Raw genomic sequence first — 9330 nt, forward strand, 5'->3', positions numbered from 1 at the left:
GAAGCGATAAGATATGGCTATGGCATAGGGATAAAGTTAAAAAACGGGATTGGAAAGTTGAATTTGATTTATGCTCTGGGAAGGGGTGACTCTTTTAAAACAGGGAAAATACATGTTGGGATTGAAAGTGAGTTTTAAAAAAATTATGGGAATAGTCAGGATAGTAAGACCTTCAAATGTTTTGATCACTGGTTTAACTATATTTGTCAGTGTTTGGATTTTTGGGAGCGAAACTTTTGAATTGTTCAAACTTGCTTTAGTTGCAGGGATTGCTGGGGCTTTGATTGATGCTGGGGGGAATGTGATAAATGATTTTTTTGATGTTGAGATTGATGGAATAAATAAACCACGTAGACCAATTCCGTCTGGATTGATAAGCAGGGAATTTGCTTTGTTTGTTTATTTTATTTTGACGATCTTTGGTTTATTTGTTGCGTCGTTTTTAAATAAAATAGCGTTTATAATTGCAATTTGCTCTGCTTTTGTGATTTTTCTTTATAGTTATAAACTTAAGAGAATTCCACTCCTTGGAAATTTTACAGTTGCTTTCTTGACCGGGCTTGCATTTGTCTTTGCAGGAAGCGTGGTCGGGAATTTTAAAGAGCCTTTGTTCCCATTTATTTTTGCTTTTATGATAAATTTTGGGCGTGAGGTTCTTAAAGATATTGAGGATATTGAAGGAGATTTAAAGGCAGGGGTAAGGACATTTCCGATAGTTTATGGGGTTAAGCGGGCGGTTTGGGTTTCGGTTTTCATTTTTGTTGTTTTGATCTTTGTAACTATAGTTCCTTATCTTGCCGGAATTTATAACCATTTTTATGCTCTCATTGTTTTGCTTGTTGATGCAGGTTTGGTTTTCGTCATATTTTCCTTGATAAGGGATAGGAGCAAATATAATTTGAACAGATTGAGCAATATTCTTAAATTTGAAATGTTAATTGGTTTATCCGCAATTTATTTTGGAAGTTTGAGATGGTGAAGACATCTGAGGGTGAAATGATGCGAATAGAGAATGAATTCTATGAGCAGGGTTATTCAATTATAGCAGGGGTTGATGAAGCGGGATGTGGACCTCTTGCTGGACCTGTGGTTGCATGTGCTGTCATCCTACCGAAAGGTTATTTTAATTCGTTGATTTACGATTCAAAAAAAGTTTCTCCAAAATTGAGGAGGGAACTTTATGGGGTGATCTCGGAGAATGCGATTGATATAGGAATTGGAGTTGCCTCAAACGATGAGATAGATAAATTTAATGTAAGAGGGGCAACGAAACTTGCGATGATTAGAGCATTGCTTGAACTTGAGGTAAAACCAGATGTCGTTCTTGTTGATGGAAATTTTTTTGATGTTAATTTCTGGATGTTAAACCATGATGGCAAAAAAGTTGTGATTAAAAACATAATAAAAGGTGACAGGAAGTCAATCTCAATTGCGTCTGCCTCAATTATTGCGAAGGTTTTGAGAGATAATTTCATGGAACATTACGATGAAATTTACCCTGGTTATAATTTCTCAAAGCATAAGGGTTATCCTACTGAGGAACATCTTTCAGCGATAAAAAGATTTGGCGTTACAGAGATTCACAGGAAAACTTATAAGCCAATTCAAAAATTTTTAAAAGCGTTAAAACAATCAAGATTGTTTGATGAGGAGAAATGATATAGGGAAACTTGGCGAAGAGATTGCTGTTAAGTTTTTATCTGGTAAAGGATATAAGATTTTGGAAAGGAATTTCAGATATGGGCATGGTGAAATTGATATAATTGCGATGGACGGTGAAGTTCTTGTATTCGTTGAAGTTAGGACAAAATTTTCAGATAAATTTGGTATGCCAGAGGATTCTGTTACGCTTAAGAAAAGAAAACAGTTGAAAAAGATTGCATCCGCTTTTCTTGAAACGCACGATGTAAATTTTTCTGAATGTAGATTTGATTTTATTGGAATAATGTTTAAAAATAGGAAGCCTCAAATAAATCATATTGAAAATGCATTTCAATAAAAAAGTGGAGGTGCAAAGTGAATCTTGCCCTTGCGATGTTTTTATCAGTTATAGGTTTATTGCTTGGTTTTCTCACCTGGGGTAAATATGTAGCTCACAAAGTGGGTGTGAATCCAGAAATTCCGACACCAGCGGTTCGGATAAATGATGGGGTTGATTATGTGCCGACCAAACCTCTTGTTCTTCTTGGGCATCATTATGCTTCAATTGCAGCAGCAGGACCAATTGTTGGTCCAACGCTTGCTTTGATTTATGGCTTTGTTCCCGTGTGGTTATGGCTTTTGCTTGGGGTGATTTTCATTGGAGCGGTTCATGATTTTTCGGCATTATTTGTAAGTGTAAGGGAAAATGGTCGTTCAATTGCTCACATAGCAAGGAAAACGCTTGGGAATACTGGTTTTGCTTTTTTTCTTTCATTCGCAATTTTGCTTATTATGCTTGTAAATGCTGCTTTCCTTCAACTTACGGCGATAGCTTTAACCTCTTATTATCCAATTTCAAAGCTTGGGCTTCCTCCTGATCAAACGCTTTTGAAAACGGAGATTATAAATGGTGAGGTCTATGGTAAGATAGGGGGTATAGCCTCAACCTCTGTTATAATTATCACGGTCTTTGCTCCGTTTATCGGTTATTTGTTATACAAAAAACACATAAAAACATATATTGCAAGCATCATCGCTTTAGTTATAGCTTTATTTTCGGTCATCATTGGTTTTAGATATCCCGTTACGCTTGATCCTAAATTATGGATGGTGGTAATTTTGATTTATTCTTTTGTTGCTTCTTGGATACCTGTTTGGATAATTTTACAGCCTCGGGATTTTATAAATGTTCATTTTCTATACATTGGTCTTTTCAGTTTAGTTTTGGGGATTATCGGGAGCGGTTTTGCTGGTGTTAAAATTCAAATGCCAGCTTTTAACATAAATTCCGAATCAATAGAAGCTCTTGGGACGGTATGGCCATTTTTTTATTTGTGACCATAGCGTGTGGGGCTGTTTCAGGGGCTCATGCTTTGATTGCAACTGGAACAACATCAAAACAGCTTGCTAATGAAAAGCACGCTCATCTTATTGGGTACGGTGCGATGCTTCTTGAGTCATTGCTTGGGCTTTCAGTTGCACTTGCGATACTTGGTGCGGTTGATTTTGAGCATTATAAGGAGATTGTGTGGCCAATGCAGGGAGGTCACCTGAGACAGGGGAATGCACCGCTTGCTTTCGCTGTAAGCGTTGGTAAAACACTTAACACAGGACTTGGAATACCTATCTCGTATGGAACTATATTTGGAATTTTAATGCTTGAGGGATTTTTGATAACAACAATTGACACCCTCTTTAGATTAATGAGATATTTCTTTGAGGAGTTATGGAATGTTTTATTTGTTAAAAAACCAGCAATTTTAAATTCAAGGGTTTTCAATTCAATTTTAGGTATAGCGCTCACGGCGTTGCTTGCTTTTACTAACGGTTATCAGAAAATTTGGCCCATATTTGGTTCGGCAAACCAACTTTTAGCAGCTCTCACACTGGTTGCTGTAACTGCATGGTTTGCTCAAAGGTCTGTTAAAGCATATTTTGCTGCTATTCCCGCTGGATTTATGATTTTGACGACAATAGCTTCGCTTTCTATCCTCCTGAAAAGATATATTGAATCAAAGAACTTAACATTAACCATAACCGATATCCTTTTGCTATTTTTAGCTATCGGAGTTGTACTTTTGACATTTAAATACTTTTTCAAACTTCGCCATGAATTGGAAAGGGAGAAGGTCGCAGAACCAGTGAAGTAGTAGGATGATTGCGTTGAGAAATTTGGCGATGTGAAGTTTCCTGTGTAATTTAAAGACAAAGGGAAAAATTTTAATAATTTTTTGGGATGAAGGTAATGAGGTGGTTAGGACGATTAAGATGTTGTCACAGCAAAGAGAGAAGCGTTAAGAAAATATTGATAATTGAAATTGACACAGGTGTTTGTGTCCTTTGCGATGAGCAATGAGAGTATAAAACCATTTAGTTGAATTTAGATAAGGTTTTTGACATGTTAAATTCAAAGAATTAAGTGTTGTAAAGATGAGGCGATTAAAATTTTTTATCCTGCTTTTTGTTTTCTCTGTTAAGTTAGATGCGCAGACTATAGAGGAGAACTTCTGGGTAACTAATGGAACTGTTTGGGCTACTGCAAAAGATGGGAATATATTGTATTTTGGTGGAATTTTTACTCAAGTTTACAGACCAAGGGTGGGCGAAGCGATTGTTGATAGGTTTACAGGTGATGCATATCCTAATTTCCCCAGAGTTTATAATGGCGTAAATCCCGGAATAGTATACGCAGTTATAAGCGATGGAAACGGGGGATGGTATATAGGAGGAAATTTTACGCAAGTTGGAAATGTAGCAAGAACAAATATTGTTCATATTTTGCCTGATGGCTCAGTTGATCTATCTTTCCTTCCTAACGGAGCTAATAATATTGTAAGAGCGCTTGCTGTAGATGGGAATTATCTTTATGTTGGTGGGGATTTTACGAATATAAACGGGGTTGCAAGGAATAGAATTGCAAGAATTAATTTGGCAAATGGAAGCGTTGACTTATGGAACCCAAATGCTAATTCTAGTGTATATTCCATCTTACCTTATGGAGGGGTTGTTTATGTTGGTGGCACTTTTACATCAATTGGGGGAGTGACAAGAAACCGGCTTGCTGCACTTGATGTAACAACTGGGAATCCAACTACATGGAACCCAAATGTTGGAAACGGAGCAGTGATGACAATGGCTATATATCCGTCAACTGGTACTTTATTTATCGGTGGAACGTTTACAAATATAGCTGGGATTGTTAGGAATCGTATTGCTGGGGTTAGCATATCAACAGGTGCGGTTACATGGTATCCGGCAGGTGGAGCGAATAACACTGTTTATTCACTTGCTATCGGTATTTCATATGGCGATTTTTTATTTGTTGGGGGAGCTTTTACAACTATTGGAGGAATCGCGAGAAATCGTTTGTGCGCTTTTAATTTGTCTACGCCAGGTATTCCATTAGAACCATGGGATCCAAACGCAAATGCTATTGTATATTCAGTTTATACTATGAGCATGGAACTTTATGTCGGTGGTGCTTTTACGCAAATATCAGGGCAGGTGAGAAATAGAATTGCAAAATTTGATTTTTCAACTTCAGTTGCAGTTTTAACCTCATGGGATCCGTCAGCGTTTAACAATACTGTTTTTACATTGGGAGGTTATAATGATAGAATTTATATCGGGGGAAATTTCGGTGGCATCAATTCCAGGGCAAGAAGTAATTTAGCAAGCATTGATTTATCAACCGGGAATTTAACGAGTTGGAATCCGGGGACGAATAACACAGTTTTAGCTATGCATATTGCCGGAGGTTATCTTTTCATAGGGGGACAATTTACAAATGTGGCAGGTCAAGCGAGAACGAGATTGGCTTCGTTTAATTTGAGTGATGGAAGTTTAACCTCATGGAATCCATCTGCAAATGGTGATGTGAGATGTTTTGCTTCTTCTGGTTCAATTCTCTATGTAGGCGGTGCATTTACAAGCATAACTCAGGGGGTTAATCGGACGAGAAATCGTCTTGCTTCATTTAGCATTGCTACGGGGCAGTTAACCTCATGGAATCCATCTGCAAATGACATAGTTTATTCATTGTTCGTATATGGAAATCACCTTTATGTGGGTGGTGCATTTACCACGATTGATGGACTTACAAGGAACCGTCTTGCGAAATTTGATATTACAACAGGTGAATTATTGAGTTGGGCACCGAGCGCAGATAATGTTGTATGGTCAATTTTAGTGCAGGGTTCAGTGGTTTATGTAGGGGGTCAATTTACAACAATTAACGGAACAGCGAGAAATTATATTGCAAGCATGGATGCGAACACGGGTGCGTTACTGTCCTGGAATCCAAATGCAAATAATACAGTATATTCTCTTGCAATTACAGGTACAACAGTCTATTGCGGAGGAGCGTTTACGAGTATCGGTGGTTCTACAAGAAATCGCCTTGCTGGAATTGATAAAAATACTGGAACCGCGACCCCATGGAATCCGAATGCAAATGATATTGTATATACTTTGCTTTTGTCAATTGAATCCGGGCGTGTTTATGTAGGTGGACAATTTACTCAGATTATGAATTTTCCCAATCAATTCCTTGCGAGTTTGACAATACCTGATATTATGGAGCAACAGCTTGTGGTTGGATTTGCAGTAAGTTCAATTTCTGTTGTGACGGGTTCAACGGGAAACAGTGTTTATGTCCTCCTTAGATGGCTTGATAGGACGCCACCAGAGCAAGGTGTGTATAGCTTTACATTTGAAATTACAAGTTCAAGTATCAGTGTCAATTCGTCAAATGTTTTTTTACATCCATCAATTTCTGGAAGTTTCACAATGAATAAGGTAAATATTCCAAATGGTGTGAGGGTCACAATAGTTGGGAATACTTTTTCATCACTTCTTATTGATGATGGGGATTACGAGGGCTCATATCTTGTTGCGATTTTAAACTTTGATGCCCCATTGGTTGATGGAACTTATTACATAAATTTAGCAAATGTTTCACCGGCAGAGATTTGTCTTGTTAATCCGCCGCATACTTCTTCATTTTTTGGAATTACAGATGGATACACCACGCTTGAAGTTATTTCATTTACACAATTCCCGATCAGCGTTCCTTATTTCATACCGTCTGGCTACACACAAAGCAGAAAATACGGTGATATAAACTGGGATGGGAATATTGATATTTCAGATATTACATCTATTGCCGACATTGTAATAGAAAATTATCTTGCTGTTCCAGTAAATGATCCAGTAACGGGGTCAAGGAATTTTTATGGTGGTGGACCCAATCCAAATGATTATGATGGTTCAAATCCAGATAAAGCAGATAGGAGAAGTGCTGATGTTTATGGAAGCGGTGGAGATGGAGATCCAACGAATGGCGAGGGGGATGATATAATTACACAAATGGATCTTGCAGTGGTGGTGGATGCCGTTACCAGTGGAGCATGGCCATCTTATCCGGGAGTTATAAGCGCAATTGTTGGCAAACCAGCTTTTAAAATAGATGAAGAACATGGCAGGGAAAAATTGATGATTTTGAGAAAAGGTGAATCTCAGGCAAATGTGTTTGTCAAATTTGAAATTTTTGAGCCAGGGGATAAGTCAGCCAAGATGAGAATTAAGGTTATTAATAATGAAGAAAGATTGCGGGGAATTCAAATTGAGCTTAAAACTTCTATTTTGCAGAGAATAGATGATATCTGGAAAATGCCCGATGCGGTTGGTTTAAATTTTGTTTGGACAATAAACCAATCTAATAAGCTGGTTATTCTCATCTACGCCGATGGTGGAAAGTATTTTAAAGCTGGCGAAAGTGTGCTTTTAACAATTCTTATTCCAGGATTAACAATAGAGCAATTAATTGAAGCAGAGCCAGTTATAATTTCAAGCGTTGGTAATGTAAGCAAGATCGCAATGTTTGAGGTTTCAAACGCGAATTTGAATGAGTTGCCATCTGAGTATAAGTTATATCCAAATTATCCAAACCCATTTAATTCTGAGACAGTTGTTAAGTTTGATCTCCCTGAATATTCAAGCGTGAGGTTGATTATATGGGATGTGTTAGGTAGAAGGGTTAGAACTTTGATTGATGGGAATGTCGATCCAGGGCATAAAGTTGTCAGCTGGGATGGGAGAGACGATTTTGGGATACAGATGAGCTCAGGGGTATATTTCATCACTATGTTTGCAACTTCGCTTGATGGGGGTAGGGAGTTTAAGGGGGTTAGAAAAATTTTGCTTATCAAGTGATCTTGTTTATCTTTTTTTGTTTTATTAACTTTTGAATGAAGATAGTAATTTCACGCAGGTAAAATTTGTAATAGTTAATCATGTTGAAATACTTCACTGCGTTTTTGCTTGGCTATTTATTTGGGTCAATCCCGACTGCTTTTATACTTGTTAAGTTATTTAAGAGGATTGACATCCGCAGGGCAGGAAGTGGAAATGTTGGGGCTTTGAATGCGTATGAGGTTACAGGTTCAGCCTTAATTGGGATTGTGGTTTTAGTTGTTGATGTTTTAAAGGGTTTTTTCGCTGTTAAAATTTGTCAGGATTTGTTTGCGAATGATTCAATTGTGGTTTTAATTTCAGGTGCTTCATCTGTTCTTGGTCATAATTTTTCTGTTTGGATAAGTTTCTATGGTGGGCGTGGGCTTGCTACTTCGGTTGGTGTTTTTATGGCTGTGAATCCTTCATTGATTTTTATTTGGTGTATTCTGTGGTTAATCGCTTATGCAAAAATTCAAAATGTTCACGCTGGAAATATATGGGCAACTATTTTTACCCCTTTGGTTATCGCTCCAGTTGTTAGATTTTTTAATTCGTTTAGCCGTATAAATACGAGCAATGAGAATTTTATCCTTTTTGTAATTTTAATTTCGCTGTTAATTTTCATCAAACATTTTAAGCCACTTGTTCAACTTTTCAGAGAGAGAAAAATTTTAAAAAATAAATTTCGGTAAAACGATGTTTAAAGGTGCGAGGAAAGGTTTTCTCTTTTTTGGCTTTTTATCTGTTTTGTTGATAGGCGTGCTCGTTGGATATTCTATAAATTCGCTCACTGCAAGCGTAAATCATAATAATTCTCATTCAGTTGAAGGAAAAGTTTATAGTGAGTCAAATCATCTTGAAGTTTCACATTATGATGTTACGCAGAATGTTTATGATGCGAGGCATAATGCAATTACAAAAGCAGTTGCGAAGGCAAGTCCTGCTGTCGTTGGTATAAATGTGACCGCAATTGAGGAATACACCGATCCTTTCTTTAGATTTTTTGAGGACGATCCATTTTTCAGATACTTCTTTGGTGATAGGTTCAAATATCGTGTCCCTGTTAGAAGTCTTGGTTCAGGGTTTATAATCTCGCCCGATGGTTATATAGTTACAAATGAACATGTAATCGGGAATGCAAGAGAAATTGTTGTAACTCTTTCAACTGGAGAAAAATATAAGGCAAGGCTTGTGGGTAAAGACCCTGTATCTGATATCGCTGTTTTGAAAATTGATGTAAAGGAGAAATTGCCATATCTTGTATTTGGAAATTCTGATGATGTTATAATTGGTGAATGGGCAATTGCGATGGGGAATCCATTTGGTTTATTTGAACTTGGGAATAAGCCGACCGTTACGGTTGGAGTGATAAGTGCAGTTAAAATGAACCTTCACTCGGTTGGGGGAAGGATTTATAAAGATATGATTCAAACCGATGCAGCAATTAACAGTGGG

8 protein-coding genes are annotated in these 9330 nt (G+C 37.4%); all 8 read left to right on the forward strand.

The annotated features are described in order from the left end of the window. Positions 1-145 precede the first annotated feature (145 nt). Positions 146-979, forward strand: coding sequence for a geranylgeranylglycerol-phosphate geranylgeranyltransferase (locus tag AT685_RS06515; protein ID WP_159420497.1), 834 nt, complete (start codon positions 146-148; stop codon positions 977-979). Beyond that, positions 973-1659: a ribonuclease HII gene (locus AT685_RS06520; RefSeq protein ID WP_072152019.1), complete on the forward strand. Its 687-nt coding sequence runs from the start codon at positions 973-975 to the stop codon at positions 1657-1659. The genes AT685_RS06515 and AT685_RS06520 overlap by 7 nt, the downstream gene beginning before the upstream one ends. Further along, a complete protein-coding gene (locus tag AT685_RS06525; protein ID WP_072152020.1) occupies positions 1646-1999 on the forward strand; it encodes a YraN family protein in 354 nt (117 codons plus the stop codon). The genes AT685_RS06520 and AT685_RS06525 overlap by 14 nt, the downstream gene beginning before the upstream one ends. A gap of 17 nt (positions 2000-2016) precedes the next feature. Next, a complete protein-coding gene (locus tag AT685_RS08345; protein ID WP_143713161.1) occupies positions 2017-2979 on the forward strand; it encodes a carbon starvation CstA family protein in 963 nt (320 codons plus the stop codon). After that, a complete protein-coding gene (locus AT685_RS08350; RefSeq protein WP_143713162.1) occupies positions 2958-3791 on the forward strand; it encodes a carbon starvation CstA family protein in 834 nt (277 codons plus the stop codon). Before AT685_RS08345 ends, AT685_RS08350 begins: the two co-directional genes overlap by 22 nt. Before the next feature lie 280 nt (positions 3792-4071). After that, on the forward strand, positions 4072-7854 hold the full coding sequence (locus AT685_RS06535) for a FlgD immunoglobulin-like domain containing protein (protein ID WP_072152021.1): 3783 nt from the start codon (positions 4072-4074) through the stop codon (positions 7852-7854). An 80-nt stretch (positions 7855-7934) separates the two neighbouring features. Then, positions 7935-8567, forward strand: coding sequence for a glycerol-3-phosphate acyltransferase (locus AT685_RS06540; protein ID WP_072152022.1), 633 nt, complete (start codon positions 7935-7937; stop codon positions 8565-8567). 4 nt (positions 8568-8571) lie between these two features. Beyond that, a partial coding sequence (locus AT685_RS06545; RefSeq protein ID WP_200741667.1) for a trypsin-like peptidase domain-containing protein occupies positions 8572-9330 on the forward strand: 759 nt, incomplete at its 3' end.

Source organism: Candidatus Kryptobacter tengchongensis (assembly GCF_001458555.1).
Classification (GTDB): domain Bacteria; phylum Bacteroidota; class Ignavibacteria; order Kryptoniales; family Kryptoniaceae; genus Kryptonium; species Kryptonium tengchongense.

Bases quoted from the DNA above. Each gene is read 5' to 3' on its own strand.
- AT685_RS06515 (WP_159420497.1), top strand. From the start codon at position 146: ATGGGAATAGTCAGGATAGTAAGACCTTCAAATGTTTTGATCACTGGT.
- AT685_RS06520 (WP_072152019.1), top strand. From the start codon at position 973: ATGGTGAAGACATCTGAGGGTGAAATGATGCGAATAGAGAATGAATTC.
- AT685_RS06525 (WP_072152020.1), top strand. From the start codon at position 1,646: ATGAGGAGAAATGATATAGGGAAACTTGGCGAAGAGATTGCTGTTAAG.
- AT685_RS08350 (WP_143713162.1), top strand. From the start codon at position 2,958: ATGGCCATTTTTTTATTTGTGACCATAGCGTGTGGGGCTGTTTCAGGG.
- AT685_RS06535 (WP_072152021.1), top strand. From the start codon at position 4,072: ATGAGGCGATTAAAATTTTTTATCCTGCTTTTTGTTTTCTCTGTTAAG.
- AT685_RS06540 (WP_072152022.1), top strand. From the start codon at position 7,935: ATGTTGAAATACTTCACTGCGTTTTTGCTTGGCTATTTATTTGGGTCA.